The following is a 22293-nucleotide window of genomic DNA, read 5'->3' on the forward strand; positions in this document are numbered from 1 at the left end:
AAGGAGGAGGCGCTCCATGTTGAATGCCAATGTGACGCTCGACGATTTTTCCCGTGGGAATGCGCTTGCCGCCGAAACCGGTTGGCCGCAGCGCATCGTCTTCGGCCTCGACGCGGCCGCTCCGCCGCTTGGCGCGCTGCAAGTGCAGTTTGCCCGCTTCGAAGTCGTGATCGCCGGCACCTACACCAACGTTCTCTGCGACCGAAACGCGCGGATCGTGGAAACCGAACTCGGCCCTGGCGAAGCGTTGGTCGTGCCGGGCAACTGCTGGAACCAGCCGCTCTGGGACAAGGACGTCGAGGTGCTGAGCCTCCTGTTCGGTGCCACCCATCTCGGCGTCAGCCTGGTGCGCTGGAGTGCGGGCGAGAGGCGCTTCCTGTCGGTCGAAAAGCGAAGCTGCCTGATTCCCGGCAACGGCCCCCTGCAGCACTTGGTGGAGGCCATGACGAGCCACCGCGACGACGCGGGGGCAAACAGCCTGGACGCCCGCCTTCTGGCCCAGTCGATCCTTGAGTACGCCCGTCGCCTGATTGCCAATCCCGTGCCGGAGGAAGATCGGCAATCCTCGGCCTTCTTCCGCGCCGCTTGTCTCTACATTGAGGAGAACTTCGATCGTCTGATCACGCGGGACACGGTTGCCGCCCACCTGCGCATCAGTCCCAACTATTTCTCGCGCGTCTTCCGGGAACAGGGTGCCATGACCTTTTCCGATTACCTGACGCAGGTCAGGATCGGGAAGGCCAAGTTCATGCTGGAGAAATACGATCTGCCGCTGTCACAGATCGCCCAGCGCTGCGGCTTCAACGACTTCAACTATTTCTACAAGGTGTTCAAGAAGGTGGTGGGCCGGACGCCGACCGAGTATCGAAACTCCGTGCAGGCCGGAGCCGTCGCCAAGACGTAAGTGTTCGACACCGTGCGTCGGGGCTGTGAAACGGCGGTTTTGGGTGTATGGATCGATCCCGTGACGCTCCCAGGGAGACTTCCGGCCCGATGATCCCAGACGATACCGCAACGCCGGTGCTGCGCCAGATCTCGGTGCGCGCCGTCATGGACGTGCTCCTCAACTCCGGCGCCACCTCTCGGGCTGCCCTTGCAAAGATCACCGGCCTTTCCAAGCAGACCATGTCGGAAGTCATCCGCGTGCTGGAAAGCGGCGGGTTCGTCCGCATCAAGGGGGTCACGTCGGGCAAGGTCGGCCGCGCCGCGGTCATCTATGAGGTCGATCCCTCGGCCGGCTATGTCATCGGTGCCGAACTCGGCGTCACGTCGCTGCGCCTGTCGCTCGCCAACATTGTCGGCGACATCCTCGCATCGGAGGAAGCGCCGTCGGACGATCTCACGGGCACGGCGCTGGTGTCGGCGCTCGGTCGTCTGTCTGCGGAACTGATCGCCAAGGCTGGTGTCGATAGGCAGAAGGTCCTGGTGGCGGCGGTGGCCATGCCGGGCGTCGTCGAGCCGGTGAGTGGACGGCTGTCGCTGTCGCCCAATCTCGAGGGACTGGGCGATGTCGATGTCCGTACCCTGCTGTCGGCCGAACTCGGTTGCGCGGTGGTGATCGAGAACGACATCAACGCGGCAGTGATCGGAGAGTCCTGGACAGGCTGCGCCGTTGGGGTCGACGAGGTGGCCTTCGTCTCGTTGGGGACGGGCATCGGCCTTGGCGCGCTCACGGGAGGACGACTGATCCGGGGTGCCAGCGGGGCTGCCGGCGAAATCGGCTTCCTGCCGATCGGTGGCGATCCGACCGCCTCCGACAGCCTGGAGCGCGGCGCACTTGAAAGCACCATCGGCAGGCGTGGCATCCGCGAACGCTACCGGGCACTCGGCGGCGCGAAGACATCGAGCCCGTCCGACATTTTTGCCGCGGCCCTGGAGGGGCAGGACGAGGCTGCCGTCACCGCAGCCCGCGACCTGGCTCGTACCGCGGCGCTGGCGATGGTCGCCGTCCACGCGTTGCTTGAGCCGAGGAAGATCGTGGTCGGTGGCATCGTCGGCTGTCTGCCGGGCGTGGTGGACTGGATCAGGGCCGAGCTGCCGCAGGTCAGCCGCCGGCCGATCGTCGTCGAGGTGTCGGCGCTCGGTGCCCGCGCCGCGCTGACCGGGGCCGTCGCCATCGCTCTCAATCAGGCACACAATCTCCTGTTCAGTCCGGCGGACTTGCCCATGCCGTTGCGTTTGCCGTCCGCCGCCCACGGCTGATCGTCATCGAAATTTTATGTTCGGCATCTTGACGAACTAATTATCCGTCGCCATCATCTCATCAAGAGATGACGATTGCCGTGCTGCGGCCGGTCGATGGAGTACGAGATGTCGATCAACCAATTTTCCACCACCGTCGCGGCGGCCCATGCCGTGGCCGACCGCATCGCCGAACGCCTCAAGGCCAAGCCGAAAATCGTTCTGGGGCTTGCCACCGGCGCCACCATGGAGCCGGTCTACGAGCGACTTGTCGCGCTGCATCGTGCCGGCGAGGTCAGCTTTGCCGGCGTGACGTCCTTCAACCTGGATGAGTACGTCGGCCTGCCGCCGGAAGACCCGCGCTCCTATCGGTCGACGATGGACAGCCAGTTGTTCGATCTCGTCGACATCGACAAGGCCAGAACCTTCGTGCCCGACGGTCTTGCCGACGATCCCGCCGCCTTCGCCAGCCGCTATGAGGCGATGATGCGCGAAGCAGGTGGTATCGACCTGCAGCTTCTCGGCATTGGCCGCAATGGTCACATCGGCTTCAACGAGCCCGGCGCCGACTTTGCTGCCCGCACGCGCGTTGTCGATCTCGAAGCGTCGACCCTGGAAGCCAACTCGGCCTTCTTCGACGGCAAGCTGCCGCCGACCAAGGCCATGACCATGGGTATCGGCACAATTCTCGACTCCCGGGAAATCATCGTGCTGGCCACCGGCGCCTCCAAGCGCGACGCGGTGCGTGCGGCACTCACGGGCCCCATCGGCCCCGATTGTCCGGCAACGGCCTTGCGTCGCCATGCCAACGTCACTTGGTGGCTGGATGCGGAGAGCGGAGCCGGCGTGACAGGTGAGAGTCTGGCTGCGGAGTAAGGCGTCGCATTGACGACCATTTGGGCGGCGGCGCTTTCAGGGCGTCGCCGCTTTTGCATGTTCAGGCGGCGAGAGCCGGCCGGTCCGGGATATCGATGACGAACGTGGCTCCCGGGCCCCCGTCCAGGCAGGAAATCGTGCCGCCATGCGCCCTGACCAGCTCGGCGACGATGGCAAGACCGAGACCCGTGCCGCCGGTGCGCACCGAGCCGGAAAACGGCTTGAACAGCGACTCGCGCGCCTTCTCCGAGAGGCCTGGACCGGTATCGGAAACCCGGATGCTGACCTTGGTGCCGTCGCGCTCGGCCGATACCGTGAGCCGGCGAACCACCACGTCGTCCTTGCACTGTTCGAGCGCCTGCGCGGCATTGCGCACAAGGTTGAGCAGCACCCGGAACAACTGGTCCGAATCGGCATCCACCTCGAGATCTTCAGGCACCGCGTTCACCCACTCGATGCTGGCATGCTGAACGAGGCCTGTCATTTCCGCGACGTCGGTGCAAAGCCGCGATAGCGACAGCAGCCGGCGCGAGGGAGGCGCTTCCTGCGCCTTGCCGTAGGCGAGCACGGACTGGCAGTAGTTGATAGCCCTGTCGATCGCCGACACCAGCTTGGGCGCGAAGCGCTGGACCGACGGGTCGGGGATCATCGTCAGGCGGTCGGAAATGAGCTGGGCCGAGGCGAGCAGGTTGCGTAGGTCGTGATTGATCTTGGATACGGCGAGCCCCAGCTCGACCAGTCGCTTCTGCTGCTTGAAAAGCTCCTGGATGCGCTGCTGCATGGCGGCGGCGGCAAACTCGGCGCGGCCGATCTCGTCCGTCCGCCCGCCATAGCGCACCAGATAGGCGTCGCTCTCGGGCTCCTGCGACCACTTGTAGATCGACTTGCCCAGGCGCCGCATCGGAATGACCATCAGATACTGGATGGAGAAGAAGACGAGCACGCCGACGAAGGCCGAGATCAGGAACGACACCAGAAGCAGTCGTCCGGCGAAGTGCAGGATCTCGTCTCTCAGGTGGGTCTCGGAAAACACCACCTCGACCTGTCCCTCGCCGTCGTATGTGCCGGTGACGCGAATGGTGCGGTCGCCGCCGAACAGCATGGTGTCCATCGCCTCCATCACGATGCCATGCGTCTGCTGGCTGTCGAAATCGATGCTGCGCGTGACCGTCGGCGGCGTGTCCGCCATGGCGACAAGCTGTTTCATGCCCTCCGACCGCACGGCGACGGCATACGCGTCCAACCGGTCGAGCAGATCGGCCTGTATGGTGCGGGGCAGCGCCGTCTCCGGGTAGGTCGTCAGCGTGTGCGCGACGATTCCGGCGGTCCGGATCTTCGATTCGATATAGGTGCGCTGGAAGTTGGCGATGGCCGGAACGAACAGGAGCACTTCCGCGAACATCACGAACAGGATCGTGAAGATCAGGAGTTTGAAGGACAGACTGAATGTGTGCTTGGTCGGGAAGTGCGGCTTGGTGCCGCTGTCGGAAGTGTCAGTCTGGGCCATGCTGGGAGATTCCGAAAAAAGAATGCTCTCTATCTGTCGCTTCGCGCAGAAATTGGAAGAGGCCCGCGTCCGAAATAAGGTAAAATTCTGTCGCGTCGCCATATTTGCCCATATCCTAGCGCGGTGGAGTGCCCGCAGCTGTCAGTAGTCGTCGAAATGGTTCGCGAACGGGCGGTCCCGCTGCGGTTTGCTTGGCATTGATGCGTTGACGATCCTCCGTCCGTCCCGTATAAGCCCCTCCGATCGGAAGGGCGCCACCGGTCTTTCGGCCGGCTTGGCCGCATGTGCCGTGGCCGATTTCCCTGTTGAGACACAAGAGCTGTCCGAAGACGTCGTGCAAGACACGACGAGGCCGGAGAGCCTAGAGAACGAGGGGCCCGCCAGGCGGGCAAACGACCATGAAGCGGACTTATCAGCCGTCCAAGCTCATTCGCAAGCGCCGCCACGGCTTCCGTGCGCGCATGGCCACCGCCGGTGGTCGCAAGGTGATCGCCCGCCGCCGGGCCCAGGGGCGCAAGCGTCTGTCGGCGTAATCGGCCCTCGTCCATGGCGGACGCCGGCCGTCTGGCTCGCGAGGCGCCTGACATGCAGCGGCTGAAGAAGCGAAAAGACTACGTGAAAGTCGCCCGGGGTGCCAGAACGCCCCGGCGCGGCTTTTTGCTGCAATCACTCCGCCGCTCCGATGTGGCGGGGGAAGACGCCGGGGCGGACGCCCGCTTCGGCTTCACGGTGACCAAGAAGATGGGAAATGCCGTGGTGCGCAACCGCATCCGGCGCCGTCTCAAGGAGGCGGTACGACTCGCCGGTGCCGCGGCCGCCGATCCTGGGCGCGATTTCGTGCTGGTTGGCCGTCGTCCCGCACTTGAGATGCCATTTTCCGATCTGGTTGCCGAAGTGGTCGGCGCCGTTCGCGCTGCGGCCTCCGGGAAGACGGGGCCGCGCGGCGGCAAGGAGGCGCTGAAGCCGGCGCCGAGCGAGGAAGAAAAAGGTCCATGACCGAAAACCGCAACATGATCCTGGCCATTGCGCTGTCGCTGGCCGTGCTGCTCGGCTGGCAGTATTTCGTCGCCGGCCCGCAGATGGAGAAGGCGCAGATCGCCCAGCAGGCGGCTCAGCAGCAGGACGGCCAGGCCACCATGGCTCAGGCCGACGGCAACGCCGAGGGCGCTGCGACCGATGGCGCGGCGCCGACGGTCGGTCTCAATACCACCGCAGCTTTCGTCTCCCGCGAGGAGGCGCTTGCCAGAAGCCCGCGCGTGGCGATCGACACGCCGGAACTCGTAGGCTCGATCAGCCTTGCCGGCGCCCGCATCGATGATCTCTCGCTGAAGCTTTATCGCGAAACCATCGAGCCCGACTCGTCGCTTGTGAAGCTGCTCAATCCCTTCGGGACCGACCACGCCTATTACGCCGAGTTTGGCTTCATGGGCCCTGCCGGAACCGGCGTGAAGCTGCCGGGCGCCGAAACCGTGTGGACCGCGCCCGATGGCGCCCGCCTGACTCCTTCGACTCCGGTGACGCTGACCTGGGATAACGGCGCCGGGCTCGTTTTCACCCGCGAGATTTCCGTCGACTCCCATTCCATGTTCACGGTGAAGGACAGCGTCGCCAACGCATCCGGTTCCGCCGCCACCATCTACCCCTACGGCCTTGTTACCCGTTATGGTACGCCGCAGGTGCCGGGAACCTGGGTGCTGCACGAAGGGCTGCTCGGCGTCTTCGGCGACGAAGGGCTGACCGAGACCACCTATAGCGATCTGAAGGATAGCGAAGGGGTGAAGCCCGATCCGGTCACGTCCGGCTGGCTTGGCATCACCGACAAGTACTGGGCCACCGCGCTGATCCCCGAGGGGGGCACTACCTTCCAACCCCGCTTCTCCTGGGCTCTCGCCGGCAGCATCGACACCTATCAGGCGAACTATCTTCGCGACCCGCTGGTCGTTCCTGCCGGGGGCGCCGCTGCGACCGAGACGCGCCTGTTCGCCGGCGCCAAGACGGTGGCTCGCGTCGACGCCTATGAACGGGACCTCGGCATCGTCAAGTTCGATCGTCTGATCGACTGGGGCTGGTTCTACTGGATCACCAAGCCGATGTTCCTGCTGATCGACTGGCTCTATGTCCTGGTCGGCAACTTCGGTATCGCCATCCTGCTGGTCACCCTGATCGTAAAGGCCATCTTCTTCCCGCTCGCCAACAAGTCCTACGCGTCGATGAGCAAGATGAAGATGCTGCAGCCGGCCATGGCCGACATCAAGGCCAAGTACCCGGACGACAAGGTCAAGCAGCAGCAGGAGACCATGGAGCTGTACAAGCGGGAGAAGATCAACCCGCTGGCCGGCTGCCTGCCCATCCTTGTGCAGATCCCGGTGTTCTTCTCGCTCTATAAGGTGCTCTACGTGACCATCGAAATGCGTCACGCGCCCTTCTTCGGCTGGATCCACGACCTGTCGGCAGCCGATCCGACGACGATCTTCAATCTGTTCGGTTTGATACCCTGGACGCCGCCGCACATGCTGATGCTCGGCATCTGGCCGATCATCATGGGCATCACGATGTTCGTCCAGATGAAGCTCAATCCGGCGCCGCCCGATCCGACGCAGGCCATGCTGTTCACCTGGATGCCGATCGTCTTCACCTTCATGATGGCGTCCTTCCCGGCCGGTCTCGTCATCTACTGGTCGTGGAACAACCTGCTGTCGATTCTGCAGCAGTCGCTGATCATGAAGAAGCACGGCGTCAAGATCGAGCTGTTCGACAATCTGAAAAGTACCTTCGCCAAAAAGCCGAAAGCTGGCTGAAACGGCTGCCAAAGCTTGTAAGATCGGCGGACCGGCTACAACAAGCCGGTCCGTTTCCGTTATGAGGGCGAGGTTGCCCGCCGTCGACAGCCCAGGATTTCCGTAATGGAAGAAGCCCGCACTGTGATCGATCCCGAGGCGACGCGCCTCCTGTTCGCCCGCCCCTGGACCTTCGTCCGGGGCATGGCGCAGGCAAACGACCTGCCGCCGATCGCGGGCACCATCGAGGTCGCCTTCGCCGGACGCTCCAACGTCGGCAAGTCCAGCCTCATCAATGCCCTGACCGGCCAGCAGGGCCTCGCCCGTACCTCCAACACGCCGGGGCGCACGCAAGAGCTCAACCTGTTCAAGCCAGAGGTTGACGCCGGCCTGTTGCTCGTCGACATGCCTGGGTATGGTTACGCCGAGGCGCCGAAGGAGAAGGTTGATGTCTGGAACGCCTTGATCCGCGATTATCTGCGCGGCCGCCCCAACCTCCGTCGCGTCTACGTGCTGATCGACGCCCGCCACGGCCTCAAGAAGAACGACGAGGACGTGCTGACGCTGCTCGACAAGGCGGCCGTCTCCTACCAGATCGTGCTCACGAAGGCCGACAAGCTGAAGCCGGGCGGCATCGACAAGGTGCTTTCCGACACCGCCGAGCGGATCCGCAAACGTCCGGCGGCCTTCCCCGAGGTGTTGGCCACCTCCAGCGAGAGGGGCGCCGGCATCGACGATCTCAAGGCTGCGATTTCCAGGTTGCTGGCAGGCGCCTGAGCGTTAGCGGCAATGGCCATTGGGCATCGCGGCCTGCTGTTCGGCCGTTGAGCCTCGTCCCCCGATCGGCTATAGGCGTACCCGATCCAACCGACGCGAGGCCGTCATGACCCCATCCACGCCCGAGTCCACCGAAGAGATGCTGTCGCGCGCTCGCATCATCTCGGAAGCGCTGCCCTACATGCAGCGCTATGACGACAAGACCATCGTGGTCAAATACGGCGGTCATGCCATGGGCGACCCCGACTTGGCGCGCGCCTTCGCCCGCGACGTGGTGCTTCTGAAGCAGTCGGGCATGAAGCCTATCGTCGTCCATGGCGGTGGCCCGCAGATTGGTTCGATGCTCGACAAGCTCGGTATCAAGAGTGAGTTCAAGAACGGCCTTCGTGTCACCGATCGCGCCACGATGGAAATCGTCGAGATGGTGCTGGCCGGCTCCATCAACAAGCAGATCGTCTCGGCCCTCAATGCCGAGGGCGGCCGGGCCATCGGTCTTTGCGGCAAGGACGGCAATCTTCTGACGGTCGAGAAGGCGACGCGCACCATGCGCGATCCCGACAGCGAGATCGAAAAGGTGATCGATCTGGGCTTTGTGGGTGAGCCCAAGGTGGTCAACCCGGCCGTGCTCGATATGGTCGCCAAGGAAGACCTGATCCCCGTGGTGGCCCCTGTCGCCCCGGGTGTCGATGGCGAGACCTACAATGTCAACGCCGACACCTTCGCCGGCGCCATCGCCGGCGCGCTGCATGCCGCGCGCCTCCTGTTCCTCACCGACGTGCCGGGCGTACTCAACCGCGAGGGGCAGCTTCTCAAGCAGCTCACCCGCGCCGAGGCGCAGGCGCTGATCGCCGATGGCACCATTTCCGGCGGCATGATCCCCAAGGTAGAGACCTGTTTCGACGCGCTGAAGCGGGGTGTGGACGCAGCGGTGATCGTCAACGGCAAGACGGCACATGCCGTTCTTCTGGAGATCTTCACTGAGACCGGCGCCGGCACGATAATCCGCCGCTGATGCCCGCCGACAAACTGCCTGCCATCGAAGAGCTCTCGGTGTTTGCCGGCGTTCGGGACTGGATCTTCGATCTCGACGACACGCTTTATCCGCCGGAAAGCGGCGTGTTCAAAGCCGTGATGCACCGCATCCGCGCCTACACGGCGCGGGTGACAGGCGCTTCCGGAGAAGATGCAGCAGCTCTCCAGAGAAACTATGCGGCTCGCTACGGCACGACGCTGCGCGGACTGATGGAGGAACATGGCGTCGACCCCGTGGAGTTCCTCGCCGATGTTCATGCCGTCGACCGCTCGGCGCTCGCGCCGGATGCGGGGCTGGCCGAGGCCTTGTCCCGGCTGCCAGGGCGCAAGTTCATCCTGACGTCCGGCACCCATGCCCATGTCAGTGAAACGCTCGCCCGCCTCGCCATCGCCGACCGGTTCGATGGCGTGTTCGACATTGCCGATGCCGGCTATCTGCCAAAGCCGGCGGAAGCGACCTATGCCGCCTTTCTCGACCGTTTTGGCGTCGAACCGGCGGCTGCGGCCATGTTCGAGGATTCGCCGCGTAACCTCGCCGTGCCGCGAGCCCTCGGCATGCGTACGGTCCTCGTGGTTGGGCGTCAGGCACCGCAACCGATGCCACAGGTCTCCGACTTCGTTACGGCCAACTTACCCGCCTTCCTTGCCGGTGTCGCAGACGCGCTTTCCGGCTGATGAGCCATGCACCGCCGGGGGTGGCGGAAAGCGGCCATCGCCTGTATGAGAAGGCTTCGTTTTTCCGCGCTGTGCCGGCCTTCGCCGTTGCTCGCGCGCTCCTCCCAGGAAGCCTATGTCCTTTTCACAAGCTCATCCCGCGTTGGCGCGGGCACTCGCTGCCCGTGGTTATGCCGATCCCACCGCCGTCCAGTCGGCCGTCGCAGCGCCGGAACTCGCCGGCGCCGACATGCTGGTGTCTGCCCGCACAGGCTCCGGCAAGACTGTCGCCTTCGGCATGGCACTGGCTGAGCGTCTCCTCGGCCCGGCCGAGGTCTTCGCCCCAGCCGGAAAGCCGCTTGCGCTTGTCGTTGCCCCCACTCGCGAACTCGCGCTTCAGGTGGCGCGCGAACTCGCCTGGCTCTATGGCGAGACTGGAGCGCGCATCGTCTCCTGCGTCGGCGGCATGGACCCTCGTCGCGAACAGCGGCAGCTCGCCCAAGGCGCCCATATCGTCGTCGGTACGCCCGGCCGCCTTTGCGACCATCTCGACCGTCGCAATCTCGACCTGACCGATGTGGTGGCCGTCGTGCTCGACGAAGCCGACGAGATGCTCGATCTCGGTTTTCGCGAGGATCTGGAGAAACTTCTGGGCTCCGCGCCGGCCGACCGTCAGACGCTGTTGTTCTCTGCCACACTGCCGGCCGATATCGTCAGACTTGCTCGCGACTTCATGCGCAAGGACGCGACACGTGTCGATGTGGCCGAGGATGGCGAGGTTCACGCCGACATCGACTATCACGCCGTTCGCGTGTTTCCCCACGAGATCGAGAAGGCGGTGGTCAATCTCCTTCGCTTTCATGACGCGGCTACGTCCATCGTCTTCTGCGGGACGCGCGAAGGCGTGAAACGGCTCACCGGTGCGCTGCTCGAACGCGGCTTCTCGGTGGTGGCTCTCTCGGGTGAGATGGGGCAGGGCGAGCGCAACGAAGCGCTGTCGGCTTTGCGCGACGGACGCGCCCGTGTCTGCGTCGCCACCGATGTGGCGGCGCGCGGGCTCGACGTTCCCGATCTCGGCCTCGTCATCCATGCCGATCTGCCGCATGACAGCGAGGTGTTGCTGCATCGCTCCGGCCGCACCGGCCGTGCCGGTCGCAAGGGCGTTTCGGTGCTGCTCGTGCCGTCGAATCGTCGCCGCCGGGCCGAGAGCTTGCTCGCTGGAGCAGGAATCGAGCTGTTCTCGGAGGCGGCGCCGTCGGCTGACACCATTCACAAGCTCGACGAAGAGCGGTTGCTCGCCGATCCCGTTTTGACCGAGGAAATCAGTGAGGACGAGGTTGCCTTCGCAAGTCGGCTCGCCGAGGGGCGGACGGCCGAGGAACTGGCAGCCGCCTTCATCCGCCTCGCCCGTACGCGACTGCCGGCGCCAGAGGAGATCACCGATCCCGTCGACAGGAAGCCTCGCAGCGTCGGTACGCCGGAGCGCCCGATGGTGCGAGAAAAGGTGGATTTCTCTGGGTCTGCCTGGTTCCGCCTGTCGGTCGGTCGTCGCGATGGCGCCGAGGTCAAGCGCGTGCTGGCGTTCCTGTGTCGCCAGTCCGGTCTCAAGGGACGCGATTTCGGGGCGATCCGCCTCGCTGACGGCGAGACCTTCGCCGAGGTCGCGCCCGGCGGCGTCGCCGCCATGGAACGACTGGCAGCGGCCGGCAACGATGAGAACGTTCGCATCAGCCGCGCCGACGGCCCGCCGGCGGCATCGCCCGCCGGTCCCCGCAAGGACAAGCCACGGCGCGAGGACGATCGTCCCAAGGGAAAGGCGAAGCCGCCGCGTGACGGCAAGCCTTCCCACAGGGACGCGCCGCGCGATGCCAAGCCGCCGTACAAAGAGGTGCGTGACGGCAAGGCGCCCTTCAAGGGCAAGAAGAAAGTCCGAAAGGCCGGCTGACCTCGGGGTATCGCTGGGCACGGTATAATACTTATCTGCCCCCCCGGCATTTGGTTGGGGGATCGCCGCTTCGGAAGCCGACGCCATCGTCGGTTCTCTGGCGGTTCTCCGGTGGCATCAATAAGGCTTTGAAGTGGGGGAGATTTCCTTCACCTCAGCGAGCCGCCTGGGGGCCGTGTCATGTTTGTGCGGACTGGCGGCAGGTGTGAGAGGGCGCGTGTCGGCGCACGTCGCTTTTGTTGCGCGCGTCGGCCAAAACCCCTAAAGCACGAAGCCGATGCCAATCCCGCATGGCCCATTCGGAGATCACAATGACCGAGACTGCCGCCACGGCCGCCTATGCCGACCTCGTCGCTACCCTTGATGCCGCCTGGGAGGATCGCGCCTCCGTCACGCAGGAGACCAAAGGCAAGGTGCGTGACGCCGTCGAGGCGGCGCTGGACCTGCTTGATGGCGGCAAGGCGCGCGTCGCCGAGAAGATCGATGGCGAGTGGGTGGTCAACCAGTGGCTCAAGAAGGCGGTGCTGTTGTCGTTCCGCCTGACGCCGACGGCGCTGATCCCGGGCGCACCCGGCGGCGCTGCCTGGTGGGACAAGGTGCCCTCGAAGTTTGAAGGTATGGATGCCGCCGCCTACGAGGCCGCCGGCTTCCGCGCCGTGCCGGGCGCCATTGTCCGTCGCTCCGCTTACATCGCGCCGGGCGCCGTCCTGATGCCGTCCTTCGTCAACCTTGGTGCCTATGTCGATACGGCCACCATGGTCGATACCTGGGTTACCGTCGGTTCCTGCGCCCAGATCGGCAAGAACGTTCACCTGTCCGGCGGCGTCGGCATCGGCGGCGTGCTGGAGCCGATGCAGGCCGGCCCGACCATCATCGAGGACGACTGCTTCATCGGGGCCCGTTCCGAGGTGGTCGAAGGCGTCGTCGTCGGCGAGGGTTCGGTGATCTCCATGGGCGTGTTCATCGGCAAGTCGACCAAGATCATCGACCGCGCCACCGGCGAGGTCCACATGGGTAAGGTGCCGCCCTACTCAGTGGTGGTCTCCGGCTCGATCCCCGGCAAGCCGATGCCCGGCCAGAACTGGGGCCCGTCGACCTATTGCGCCGTCATCGTCAAGAAGGTCGACGCCAAGACCCGCTCCAAGACGTCGATCAACGAGCTTCTGCGCGACTGACCGCCAACAGGTTTCGTGCTATTCGGACGGCCGGCGGGAGACTGCCGGCCGTTTGCGTTTCGAGGAGAGGACATGCCCCACGATCCCGTTGCCATCGCTCGCGATCTCCTGATGTGCCCGTCGGTGACCCCTGCCGAGGGTGGGGCGCTCGCCTTCCTTGAGGGGCTGCTGGCGCCGGCTGGCTTCACGGTGGACCGTCCCGTCTTCACCGACGAGGGCACGCCGGATATCGAGAATCTGTTCGCCGGCATCGGCGCGGGCAATCGCCACCTGACCTTTGCCGGTCATACCGACGTCGTGCCGACCGGCAAGCTGGAGCTCTGGAGCCATGGCCCGTTTGCCGGCGACATTGACGGCGACAGGCTTTATGGCCGTGGCGCTGTGGACATGAAGGGCGGCATTGCCGCCTTCGCCGCCGCCGTTCTAGATTTCGTCGAGGAGAACGGTGGCGACTTCGGTGGCCGTATCTCCTTCCTGATCACCGGCGACGAGGAGGGACCGTCGATCAACGGCACCGTGAAGCTTCTCGACTGGGCATCAAGGCGCGGCGAGCGCTTCAGTCATGCCATCGTCGGCGAGCCGACCAATCCCGCCGCCCTTGGCGACATGGTGAAGGTCGGCCGTCGCGGTTCGCTGTCCGGTTTCGTCAAGCTCAGGGGCGTGCAGGGCCATGTCGCCTATCCGCACCTTGCCGACAATCCGCTCCGCGTCGCGCCGGCTGTCATCGCCGCGCTGATGGACCCACCATTCGACGCAGGCAACGAGCGCTTCCAGCCGTCCAACCTTGAGGTCACTTCGGTTGAGACCGGCAACCGCGCCACCAATGTCGTGCCGGCCGAGGTGGAGATCGCCTTCAACATCCGGTTCAACGACATCTGGACGGTGGAGGCGCTGCACGAGGAGATCGCAGCGCGGGTTCGGCGCGCCGTCGAGACGGCGCCTTTGCGGACGGGGCGGTCTACGCCGCTCGATTACGAACTGACGTTCGAGCCCACCAATGCCGTTTCCTTCCTGACCCACGACGCCACGTTGATCGGTGGCCTTTCTGACGCGGTCGAGGCAGTCACCGGCCGCCGACCGGAGCTTTCGACCACCGGCGGCACGTCGGATGCGCGCTTCATCAAGAATTATTGCCCGGTGGTCGAATTCGGCCTCGTCGGCCAGACCATGCACAAGATCGACGAGAACGTGGCCCTCGACGATCTTCATCGCCTGAAGGCGATCTACCGGACCTTCCTCGACCGGTACTTCGCGGCATAGGGAGGCCGTTCGGCCTCCCTTCGACGACAATTTCAGCTCTTCGCCTTGGCTTTCTTCGTCGGCTTTTCGTCGGCTACCGGCGCCTCGCCGTCCCAGCGCAGAATGACGACGGCCAGCGGCGGCAAGGTGAGGTCGAGGGAGTGGTCCATGCCATGGCTCGGGACCTCATTGGCCGTAAGCCGCCCCTTGTTGCCCATGTTGGAGCCGCCGTAGATCTCGGCATCGGAGTTGAACACCTCGCGCCAGAGGCCAGCGCGCGGCACTCCCAGCCGATAGCCCGATCGCGGCACCGGCGTGAAGTTGCCGACGATGAGGCAGGGGGCATCCTTCTCGAACCCCCAGCGCATGAAGGCCAGCGTCGACTGCTCGTTGTCGTCCACCACCACCCACTGGAAGCCTTCCGGATCGAAGTCGCGGGCATGCAGCGCCGGCTCGGCCCGATAGAGAGTGTTGAGGTCGCGCATCAGGCGCTGGACGCCGAGGTTGCTTGCCCGACTCTCCAGCCACAGGTCGATCGTGCCGTCGTGGTTCCACTCCCGCCCCTGGGCGATCTCGTTGCCCATGAAGGACAGCTTCTTGCCGGGGTGGGTCCACATGAAGGCGTAGTAGGAGCGTATGTTGGCGAAACGCTGCCATTCGTCGCCGGGCATGCGGCCGAAGATCGAGCGCTTGCCATGCACCACCTCGTCGTGGCTGAGCGGTAGAACGAAACGCTCCGAGTAGGCGTACATCAGCGCGAAGGTGAGCTGATTGTGGTGGTACTTGCGGTGAATGGGCTCGAGCGAGAAGTAGTCGAGCGAGTCATGCATCCAGCCCATGTTCCACTTGTAGGAAAAGCCAAGGCCGCCGTCGGCGAGCGCATTGGTAACGCCCGGCCAGGCGGTGGACTCTTCTGCGATCATCAACGCATCCGGCACTTCGTGGGCGATGACGCCATTAAGATGCTTGATGAAGGACACCGCTTCCAGGTTTTCCCGGCCGCCGTACTTGTTGGGGATCCACTCGCCCGGCTGGCGGGAGTAATCGCGGTAGAGCATGGACGCCACGGCGTCCACCCGGAGGCCGTCGATGTGGAAGCGCTTCAGCCATTCGAGCGCCGAAGCCACCAGAAAGCCGATCACTTCGGTACGGCCGAAGTTGTAGATCAGCGTGTTCCAGTCCTGATGGAAGCCTTCGCGCGGATCTTGATGTTCGTAGAGCGGCGTGCCGTCGAAGCGGGCGAGGCCGTGGGCGTCGGTCGGGAAATGCGCCGGCACCCAGTCGAGGATGACGCCGATGCCCGCCTCGTGGCAGGCGTCGACGAAGCGGGCGAAGTCGGCCGGGGACCCATAACGTGCGGTGGGCGCGAACAACCCCAGCGGCTGGTAGCCCCAGGAGCCGCCGAACGGGTGCTCCATGATCGGCAGCAGCTCGATATGGGTGAAGCCCATGTGCTTGACGTAGGCGACGAGATGCTCGGCGAGGAAGCGCCAGGTAACGGGCTTGCCGTCCGGTCGTTGCCAGGAGCCGGGATGCACCTCGTAGACCGAGAATGGCGCGGTCTTCGACTGGAAGGCCGCACGATTGCGCATGAAGGTGGCGTCGTGCCACTCGAACGGCTTGGGATCGGCGACGATGGATGCCGTGGCCGGCGCCAGCTCGTACTGGCGGGCGACGGGGTCGGCCTTGTCGGTCAGAAGCTCGCCATTGGCGCCGATGATTTCGTACTTGTAGGCCTCGCCGATCGGGAGACGCGGCAGGAACAGCTCCCAGACGCCGCATTCACGCCGAAGGCGCATCGGGTGACGCCGCCCGTCCCAGGAGTTGAAGTTGCCGACCACCGAAACACGCCGGGCATTGGGCGCCCAGACGGCGAAGCGCACGCCCGGTACGCCGCCCACCTCGGTCACAACGGCGCCAAGCGCATCGGTCAGTTGCCGGTGCTGGCCCTCGGCGAGCAGATAAACGTCCATCTCGCCGAGAAGCGGCCCGAAGGAATAGGGATCCTCCGCCTCGTGGCTGCCTTGCGGCCACTCGACCCGAAGGCGATAGAGGCCGGGATCGCCCTGTGCGAAGGCAACCCACAGGCCGCCCTCCACGTGCTGGAAGTCGGCAAGCTTGCGTCCGTCGGACGAGAACAGAGCGATGGCGCGAGCATTCGGCTTGAAGGTCCGGATGACGGTGCGCGCGCCGGATACCCGATGCGGCCCGAGAAGCGCAAAGGGGTCGCCATGGGTTCCCTCGGTGATCGCCCGGACCGCGCCGTCCGTCAGCCCCTCACGCAACCCGAGATCCACCATCGACCCACCTCCCGAATTCGATGCTATTTCTCGACGTTACGCGGAAGCCAGGGCGAGGGCAAATGGCTTTCCGACCAATCGAAGCAACTGTTTGAAATGGTCCGTGACCGTTCGCGACGTCCAACGATGCGGGGCGAAACGGACATTTCGAGGCAGGAATCTTGCGCCTGAAGGGGCGGATCAGCCCGTCAGCATGGACTTCAGACGGGTGAAGCGGCGGCGAATCCGATCGCCGGAGAGCGCCATCTCGAGCGCCCTTGGTTCAGCCACCAGCACGACCAGCTGCCGGCCGCGCGTCGCCGCCGTGTAGAGAAGGTTGCGCGCCAGCATGATGGCGTGATCGCGCAGCAGTGGAATGACCACCGCCGGATACTCCGACCCCTGGCTCTTGTGGATGGTTATCGCATAGGCCCGCGTCAACGCCTCGAGGTCTTCGGGGGCGTATTTCACTTCGCGACCATCGAAGGAAACGACGATCTCGTCTTCCTTTGGGCGGATGCGTTTGAGAATGCCGAGGTCGCCGTTGAACACGTCGCGATCGTAGTCATTCTCGATCTGCATCACCTTGTCGCCGGTGGCGTAGGTCTGGCCGAAGCGCTCGACGCGGTCGAGCGGGGCGCCGTTCAGGAGTTCGGCGAGGCGATCGTTGAGGTTGCGGGCGCCACAGATGCCCTTCTGCATCGGCGTGATCACCTGCACGTCGCGCATCGCATCGAGACCGAAGCGGCGCGGAATGCGGTTGCCCACCACCTCCAGGATCTTGGCGAGCGCATCGTCGGCCCCGCGCGCCTCGATGACGTAGAAGTCGGCAAGCTCGCCGGAGGGCGGCGGCTCGGGCCATTCGCCGCGGTTGATGCGGTGGGCGTTGACGATGATCCGGCTTTCCTCGGCCTGCCGGAAGATCTCCGTCAGACGGGCGACGGGCACCAGGCCGGAGGCGATGATGTCGGCGAGGACCTGGCCCGGCCCGACGGACGGCAGCTGGTCGACGTCTCCGATCAGGATCAACGCCGCGTTGAGCGGCACGGCCTCGACGAGCGCAGCCATCAGTGGCACATCGACCATCGACGTCTCGTCGATCACCACCACGTCGGCTTCCAGCGGTTCGGACGCCGAACGCTTGAAGCCGCCGGTCGTCGGATCGATTTCCAGGAGGCGATGGATCGTCTTGGCCTCGCGGCCGGCCTGTTCGGCCATGCGGCGAGCGGCGCGGCCGGTCGGAGCGGCGAGCGCCACCGTCAGCTTTGCGGTGGAAATGGTGGCGAGCAGGGCTTCGAGCAGTGTCGTCTTGCCGACGCCGGGGCCGCCGGTGATCACCGAAACCTTCGCGCCGGCAACCAGCGCCAGCGCGTCGCGCTGCGATGGGCTGAGCTTCATGCCCTTCCGCGTTTCGAACCGCTCGACGGCTGCGTCGACGTCGATCTTGCCCCAAGGCGGGCGCCCTTCGGACAGCGCCTTCAAGCGGCTGGCAACGGAGCGCTCGAAGCGGGCTAGGCGGCGAACGGCCAGAAACGCGGTCCCGTCGATGTCGAAGGTCTCGACATCGCCCTGGGCGATCGCCCCCTCCACTTCGGCCGATACGGCGTCGGCGTCGACGCCCAGCAACCGTTCGGCACGCTCCAGCACGTCGACGCGCGGTACGACCGTATGGCCGTCGTCCGCCGCGTCTTCGATGGCATGGGCGATGCCGGCCCTGATGCGCTCCGGCGCTGCGCGGTCGATGCCGAATTTCTCGGCGATCTCGTCGGCGCCGGCAAATCCGATGCCGCGCACCTCGCGGGCGAGCCGATAGGGATCCTCCTCGACCAGCTTCACCGCTTCCGGTCCCAGCACCTTCCAGATGGCCACGGCGCGCGCGGTGCCGATGCCCTTGTCCTGGAAGGCGATCATCACGTCCTTGACCGCCTTGCGCTCGCGATAGCTCTCGGCGATGCGGGCGGCTGTCTGCTTGCCGAGGCCGGGCACGGTGACGAGCCGCATCGGCTCGTTCTCGATGACATCGAGCGCCTTGGCTCCGAACACCTGCACGATACGTTCGGCCATCGCCGGTCCCACGCCGGAAATCAGGCCCGATCCAAGGAAGCGGATCACGGCGTCCTTGCCCGTCGGTTCGTTCGTCTCGATACGGTCGGCGCGGAACTGCAGGCCATGGACCTTGTCGGTCATCCACTGGCCCTCGGCATCGATCTTCTCGCCGGCCGCGACGGTCGGGACATGGCCGACGACCGCCACCGGATCCTTGCGACCGCGCACACGCACCCTCAACACCGAGAAGCCGTTTTCCTCGTTGTGGAAGGTCACACGCTCCACCGTGCCGGCGAGACGCTCGAACAGGCGGTCGGCCGGAGGCGGGGATGGTCGGGAATCATCAATCATCGCATCAGTTATGCAGTGTTCGCCTACTGTTCGTCGAGCCTTGATCGGTCTATGTATGCGCCCGTCGCGCCTTGTTCCGGCAGCAGCCGGCCAAAGCGCGGAACTTCGTCGGAGTGTATCCCTCTCATGTCGTCCGAGCTTACCCGCCGTGACCTCCTGGCCATGCTGGCCGCCCTCGGGCTCGTTCCGAGCCTATCCGCAACCGAGGCTCGCGCCGTCGAGGCGTCGACCAGGCTCGGCAAGCCGAGGCCCTTCTCCTTCAGCAAGCTGATGACGGCTGCCAAGGAACGGGCCGCCGCCGCGTACGTGCCGGAGGTGCCGCGCGCCTTCGAGGCGCTGGAGGCCATCGATTACGACAGGCACTGGCAGATCAAGTTCAAGGACGATCACACCGTTCAGGCGGCCGGCGGCAAGGCGCCGCTGCGCTTCTTCCACCTTGGCCGCTACTTCAAGCTGCCGGTCGGCATCTATCTCGTCGACGGCGACAAGGCGCAGGAAGTCCTCTATTCGCCTGATTACTTCGACATCCCCCAGGGCAATCCGGCGTCCAGCCTGCCCGGCGATATCGGGTTCGCCGGCTTCCGCGTCATGGACGAGACAGGTCAGCGCGATTGGCTGGCCTTCCTCGGCGCCGCCTATTTCCGCTCGTCCGGCGCGCTCGATCAATACGGGCTGTCCGCTCGTGCGTTGGCCATCGACGTGGCCATGCCCACGCCCGAGGAGTTCCCGCGCTTCACCAACTTCTATTTCGGCGCTTCCAAGGGCGGACAGTTCGCCATCTATGCGGACCTCGAGGGACCGCGCGTTTCCGGCGCCGTTCGCTGGGATGTCAGCCGCGCCGAGGACCGGACCGTCATCATGGACATGGCGGTGCGCTTCTATCCGCGCGAGGATATCGCCCGCTTCGGCGTGGCGGCGTTGACTTCCATGTTCTGGTACGACGAGACCAACCGTCAGCGGGCACCCGACTGGCGGCCGGAAATCCACGACTCCGACGGCTTGTCGATCTGGAACGGTGCCGGCGAACGCGTCTGGCGTCCGCTCAACAATCCGGTCAACGTCATGACCTCGACATTCGTCGACAAGAACGTCAAGGGCTTCGGCCTTTGCCAGCGCGACCGCTCTTTCGAGAACTATCAGGACGACGGCGTCTTCTACGAGAAGCGGTCGACGGTATGGGTCGAGCCGAAGGGCGAGTGGGGCGACGGCGCCGTGCAACTCGTCGAGATTGCCACCGACGACGAGATCCATGACAATATCGTCGCCTACTGGCTGCCAGCGGCCCCGGCCATAAAGGGCAGCGAGATCGCCTTCGACTATCGCCTGACTTGGGGCGTCGATGAGCCGAACCCGGCGCCGGTCGGCCGCGTCTACTCGACGCGCCTCGGCTTTGGCGGCGTTCCCGGCCAGACGCGTCCCGCCGGTGTCGTCAAATATGTGATCGATTTCGACGGTGGCGACCTCGGTACCTATGACCAGTCGTCGGGCGTCGAGGCGGTCGTGTCGGCGTCGTCCGGCTCCATTTCGGGCGTTTACACGCTGCCGGTGGTGGGCACCACGCGCTGGCGGGCCGTGTTCGATTTCAAGGGCGACGGCCCCAACCCGGTGGACATGCGTCTCTACCTTCGCGCCGGCGACAAGACGCTGACCGAAACCTGGCTCTACCAACATCTGCCGACCACCTTCGTCTGGCCGAAGTGATCCGGGCGAGCGGTTGATTTCGATGGGGCGGGGAGGAAACTTCCCGCCCTTTTCCTCAGTAGTCGACCCGCATCAGGCAGAGCCCCTCAGGCGGGGCCACGGGTGCGCAGGCGCGGCGATCGGCGGCATCCAGCGAGACCTTGAGGTCGGCCGTCGTCCAGCGGCCATCGCCGACTTTCCTGAGCCCCCCGACCATTGACCGCACCTGATTGTGCAGGAACGAGCGCGCCGAAACCAGGAAGTGAATCTCGCCATCCGCTTCGACGACATCGAGCTGGTCGAGCGTCTTGACCGGACTCTTCGACTGGCAGTCCGAAGAACGAAAGGTGGTGAAGTCGTGCCGACCGAGCAAGACCTTGGCGGCATCCGCCATGCGCTCGACGTCGAGCGGTACGTGGACGTGCCAGACGAGGTGGCGCTCCAGCGTCGGCGGTGCCCGTCGTGCGAAGACGCGATACCGATAGTGACGTTTCACCGCCGAAAAGCGAGCGTCGAAACTCTCCGGCACCTCTTCGGCGGACACGATGGTGATGGCGTGCGGCCTCAGGTGAACGTTGCCGGCATCGCGTATGGTATCGGTGCGCAGCGTCTTGCCGATGTCGAAATGACAGACCTGGCCGAGCGCGTGAACGCCGGCATCGGTACGGCCGGCACCCTTGAGAACAACCCTTTCGCCGGCGAACCCGAAGATCGCCCGCTGCAGGTAGTCCTGAACGCCGGTCCCTTCGGCCTGCGATTGCCAGCCGGAAAAGGCGGTGCCGTCATATTCGATGAGCATTCGGTAGCGCGGCATGGCGGTCAGCCGAACCTGAAACCGGGTGCAAGGCGCGCGCCGCGTGCGAAGTCGGCGAAGGACATCGCCTTGGAGCCGGCCCGCTGGACTTTAACGAGACGTACCGCGCCTTCGCCGCAGGCGATGACACCATCGGTGGACAGCAGCACTCCGGGCTGGCCCGTTCCCGCAGCCCTCTCGCTCCGGAGGAGTTTCACCCGCTCCTCGCCCTTGCCGAGATCGGCGGCGAACCAGGCGCCGGGGAAGGGCGAAAGACCGCGCACATGGTCGTGCACCGCCGCGGCTGTCAGCCGCCAGTCGACACGGGTCTCCTCGTTGGTGATCTTGGACGCGTAGGTGACGCCGTCGTCGCCCTGAGGGGTGAACGAGATCGAGCCATCCTCGATCTTAGCGAGGGCCTCGGCCATCAAGGCGGCGCCCGTCGGCGACAGGGCGTCATGCAGCTCGCCGGCAGTCATGTTCGGTCCGATGACGACACGAGCGGTCAGCGCCACCGGGCCCGTGTCGAGCCCCTCTTCCATCTTCATGACCATGACGCCGGACTCCGGATCACCGGCCATGACGGCACGGTTGATCGGAGCCGCGCCGCGCCAGCGCGGCAGCAGGGAGGCATGAAGGTTGAGGCAATGGAAGCGAGGCGCGTCGAGCACGGGCTTCGGCAGGATGAGGCCATAGGCGACGACCACCGCGACGTCGGCGCCGTGTGAGGCGAAGGTGGCCTGAGCCTCCTCGTTTCTCAGCGTCTTCGGTGTCAGCACCGGGATGCCCAGCGCGTCGGCGCGCGCATGCACCGGAGAGCGGCGCAGCTCCATGCCACGTCCGGCCGGCTTCGGAGCGCGCGTATAGGCAGCCACGACCTCGTGTCCCGCTCCGACGATGGCGTCGAGCACCGGCACCGAGAAGTCGGGCGTTCCCATGAAGACGACCTTGAGCGGCATGGCGATCCTGCGGCAGTTGTTC

Annotated in this window: 18 protein-coding genes; 13 read left to right on the forward strand and 5 right to left on the reverse strand. The window is 65.2% G+C overall.

Going from position 1 to position 22293, the window contains the following annotated elements; all coding sequences use genetic code 11:
• The first annotated feature begins 16 nt into the window (after window positions 1-16).
• The 3 genes from M4J39_RS10915 to nagB all read left to right on the forward strand — a co-directional run bounded on the left by M4J39_RS10915 (window position 17) and on the right by nagB (window position 3057).
• Entirely contained in the window at window positions 17-904 is an 888-nt protein-coding gene (locus M4J39_RS10915) for a helix-turn-helix transcriptional regulator (RefSeq protein WP_251727868.1), read from the forward strand.
• Between the two features lie 89 nt (window positions 905-993).
• Window positions 994-2202 (forward strand): ROK family transcriptional regulator, encoded by a 1209-nt coding sequence (locus tag M4J39_RS10920; protein ID WP_251727869.1) that lies wholly within the window; start codon window positions 994-996, stop codon window positions 2200-2202.
• Window positions 2203-2310: 108 nt separating this feature from the next.
• Complete coding sequence (nagB, locus tag M4J39_RS10925) at window positions 2311-3057, forward strand: glucosamine-6-phosphate deaminase (protein ID WP_251727870.1); 747 nt, start codon at window positions 2311-2313, stop codon at window positions 3055-3057.
• A 61-nt stretch (window positions 3058-3118) separates the two neighbouring features.
• Here the strand turns inward: nagB and M4J39_RS10930 are convergent, their stop codons facing one another.
• The gene (locus M4J39_RS10930) at window positions 3119-4564 is read right to left on the reverse strand and encodes a HAMP domain-containing sensor histidine kinase (RefSeq protein WP_251727871.1); all 1446 of its coding nucleotides are present in this window, start codon (window positions 4562-4564) and stop codon (window positions 3119-3121) included.
• A 398-nt stretch (window positions 4565-4962) separates the two neighbouring features.
• Here M4J39_RS10930 and rpmH point away from each other — a divergent pair, with 398 nt between their 5' ends.
• From rpmH to dapE, 9 genes are all read left to right on the forward strand, one after another.
• Window positions 4963-5097 (forward strand): 50S ribosomal protein L34, encoded by a 135-nt coding sequence (rpmH, locus tag M4J39_RS10935; protein WP_026781973.1) that lies wholly within the window; start codon window positions 4963-4965, stop codon window positions 5095-5097.
• Window positions 5098-5149: 52 nt separating this feature from the next.
• On the forward strand, window positions 5150-5560 hold the full coding sequence (gene rnpA / locus M4J39_RS10940; RefSeq protein WP_251727872.1) for a ribonuclease P protein component: 411 nt from the start codon (window positions 5150-5152) through the stop codon (window positions 5558-5560).
• Window positions 5557-7362 (forward strand): membrane protein insertase YidC, encoded by a 1806-nt coding sequence (yidC, locus tag M4J39_RS10945; RefSeq protein ID WP_251727873.1) that lies wholly within the window; start codon window positions 5557-5559, stop codon window positions 7360-7362. The genes rnpA and yidC overlap by 4 nt, the downstream gene beginning before the upstream one ends.
• 105 nt (window positions 7363-7467) lie before the next feature.
• Window positions 7468-8118, forward strand: a complete 651-nt coding sequence (gene yihA / locus M4J39_RS10950) for a ribosome biogenesis GTP-binding protein YihA/YsxC (protein ID WP_251727874.1) — start codon at window positions 7468-7470, stop codon at window positions 8116-8118.
• A gap of 106 nt (window positions 8119-8224) precedes the next feature.
• Window positions 8225-9130 carry an acetylglutamate kinase gene (gene argB / locus M4J39_RS10955; protein WP_251727875.1) on the forward strand — a complete coding sequence of 302 codons (906 nt, stop codon included), beginning with the start codon at window positions 8225-8227 and terminating at the stop codon, window positions 9128-9130.
• Window positions 9130-9825: a pyrimidine 5'-nucleotidase gene (locus M4J39_RS10960; protein WP_251727876.1), complete on the forward strand. Its 696-nt coding sequence runs from the start codon at window positions 9130-9132 to the stop codon at window positions 9823-9825. Before argB ends, M4J39_RS10960 begins: the two co-directional genes overlap by 1 nt.
• Before the next feature lie 115 nt (window positions 9826-9940).
• Window positions 9941-11749 (forward strand): DEAD/DEAH box helicase, encoded by a 1809-nt coding sequence (locus tag M4J39_RS10965; RefSeq protein ID WP_251727877.1) that lies wholly within the window; start codon window positions 9941-9943, stop codon window positions 11747-11749.
• A gap of 311 nt (window positions 11750-12060) precedes the next feature.
• On the forward strand, window positions 12061-12924 hold the full coding sequence (gene dapD, locus M4J39_RS10970) for a 2,3,4,5-tetrahydropyridine-2,6-dicarboxylate N-succinyltransferase (RefSeq protein ID WP_251727878.1): 864 nt from the start codon (window positions 12061-12063) through the stop codon (window positions 12922-12924).
• A 72-nt stretch (window positions 12925-12996) separates the two neighbouring features.
• On the forward strand, window positions 12997-14184 hold the full coding sequence (gene dapE, locus M4J39_RS10975; RefSeq protein ID WP_251727879.1) for a succinyl-diaminopimelate desuccinylase: 1188 nt from the start codon (window positions 12997-12999) through the stop codon (window positions 14182-14184).
• Window positions 14185-14216: 32 nt separating this feature from the next.
• On the opposite strand, the gene glgB is transcribed toward dapE, so the two are convergent.
• Window positions 14217-16463, reverse strand: coding sequence for a 1,4-alpha-glucan branching protein GlgB (gene glgB / locus M4J39_RS10980; RefSeq protein WP_251727880.1), 2247 nt, complete (start codon window positions 16461-16463; stop codon window positions 14217-14219).
• A gap of 180 nt (window positions 16464-16643) precedes the next feature.
• Complete coding sequence (locus M4J39_RS10985) at window positions 16644-18839, reverse strand: ATP-dependent RecD-like DNA helicase (RefSeq protein ID WP_251727881.1); 2196 nt, start codon at window positions 18837-18839, stop codon at window positions 16644-16646.
• A 126-nt stretch (window positions 18840-18965) separates the two neighbouring features.
• Here M4J39_RS10985 and M4J39_RS10990 point away from each other — a divergent pair, with 126 nt between their 5' ends.
• The gene (locus M4J39_RS10990; RefSeq protein WP_251727882.1) at window positions 18966-20540 is read left to right on the forward strand and encodes a glucan biosynthesis protein; all 1575 of its coding nucleotides are present in this window, start codon (window positions 18966-18968) and stop codon (window positions 20538-20540) included.
• 55 nt (window positions 20541-20595) lie between these two features.
• Here M4J39_RS10990 and truA read toward each other — a convergent pair whose 3' ends face one another.
• Window positions 20596-21333, reverse strand: a complete 738-nt coding sequence (gene truA / locus M4J39_RS10995) for a tRNA pseudouridine(38-40) synthase TruA (RefSeq protein WP_251727883.1) — start codon at window positions 21331-21333, stop codon at window positions 20596-20598.
• A gap of 5 nt (window positions 21334-21338) precedes the next feature.
• Window positions 21339-22271, reverse strand: coding sequence for a methionyl-tRNA formyltransferase (gene fmt / locus M4J39_RS11000; RefSeq protein WP_251727884.1), 933 nt, complete (start codon window positions 22269-22271; stop codon window positions 21339-21341).
• Window positions 22272-22293: the final 22 nt, after the last annotated feature.

The sequence above is a fragment of the Pleomorphomonas sp. NRK KF1 genome (genome assembly GCF_023721755.1).
GTDB lineage: Bacteria > Pseudomonadota > Alphaproteobacteria > Rhizobiales > Pleomorphomonadaceae > Pleomorphomonas.

Bases quoted from the DNA above. Each gene is read 5' to 3' on its own strand.
- M4J39_RS10915 (WP_251727868.1), top strand. From the start codon at position 17: ATGTTGAATGCCAATGTGACGCTCGACGATTTTTCCCGTGGGAATGCG.
- M4J39_RS10920 (WP_251727869.1), top strand. From the start codon at position 994: ATGATCCCAGACGATACCGCAACGCCGGTGCTGCGCCAGATCTCGGTG.
- nagB (WP_251727870.1), top strand. From the start codon at position 2,311: ATGTCGATCAACCAATTTTCCACCACCGTCGCGGCGGCCCATGCCGTG.
- M4J39_RS10930 (WP_251727871.1), bottom strand. From the start codon at position 4,564: ATGGCCCAGACTGACACTTCCGACAGCGGCACCAAGCCGCACTTCCCG.
- rpmH (WP_026781973.1), top strand. From the start codon at position 4,963: ATGAAGCGGACTTATCAGCCGTCCAAGCTCATTCGCAAGCGCCGCCAC.
- rnpA (WP_251727872.1), top strand. From the start codon at position 5,150: ATGCAGCGGCTGAAGAAGCGAAAAGACTACGTGAAAGTCGCCCGGGGT.
- yidC (WP_251727873.1), top strand. From the start codon at position 5,557: ATGACCGAAAACCGCAACATGATCCTGGCCATTGCGCTGTCGCTGGCC.
- yihA (WP_251727874.1), top strand. From the start codon at position 7,468: ATGGAAGAAGCCCGCACTGTGATCGATCCCGAGGCGACGCGCCTCCTG.
- argB (WP_251727875.1), top strand. From the start codon at position 8,225: ATGACCCCATCCACGCCCGAGTCCACCGAAGAGATGCTGTCGCGCGCT.
- M4J39_RS10960 (WP_251727876.1), top strand. From the start codon at position 9,130: ATGCCCGCCGACAAACTGCCTGCCATCGAAGAGCTCTCGGTGTTTGCC.
- M4J39_RS10965 (WP_251727877.1), top strand. From the start codon at position 9,941: ATGTCCTTTTCACAAGCTCATCCCGCGTTGGCGCGGGCACTCGCTGCC.
- dapD (WP_251727878.1), top strand. From the start codon at position 12,061: ATGACCGAGACTGCCGCCACGGCCGCCTATGCCGACCTCGTCGCTACC.
- dapE (WP_251727879.1), top strand. From the start codon at position 12,997: ATGCCCCACGATCCCGTTGCCATCGCTCGCGATCTCCTGATGTGCCCG.
- glgB (WP_251727880.1), bottom strand. From the start codon at position 16,463: ATGGTGGATCTCGGGTTGCGTGAGGGGCTGACGGACGGCGCGGTCCGG.
- M4J39_RS10985 (WP_251727881.1), bottom strand. From the start codon at position 18,839: ATGATTGATGATTCCCGACCATCCCCGCCTCCGGCCGACCGCCTGTTC.
- M4J39_RS10990 (WP_251727882.1), top strand. From the start codon at position 18,966: ATGTCGTCCGAGCTTACCCGCCGTGACCTCCTGGCCATGCTGGCCGCC.
- truA (WP_251727883.1), bottom strand. From the start codon at position 21,333: ATGCCGCGCTACCGAATGCTCATCGAATATGACGGCACCGCCTTTTCC.
- fmt (WP_251727884.1), bottom strand. From the start codon at position 22,271: ATGCCGCTCAAGGTCGTCTTCATGGGAACGCCCGACTTCTCGGTGCCG.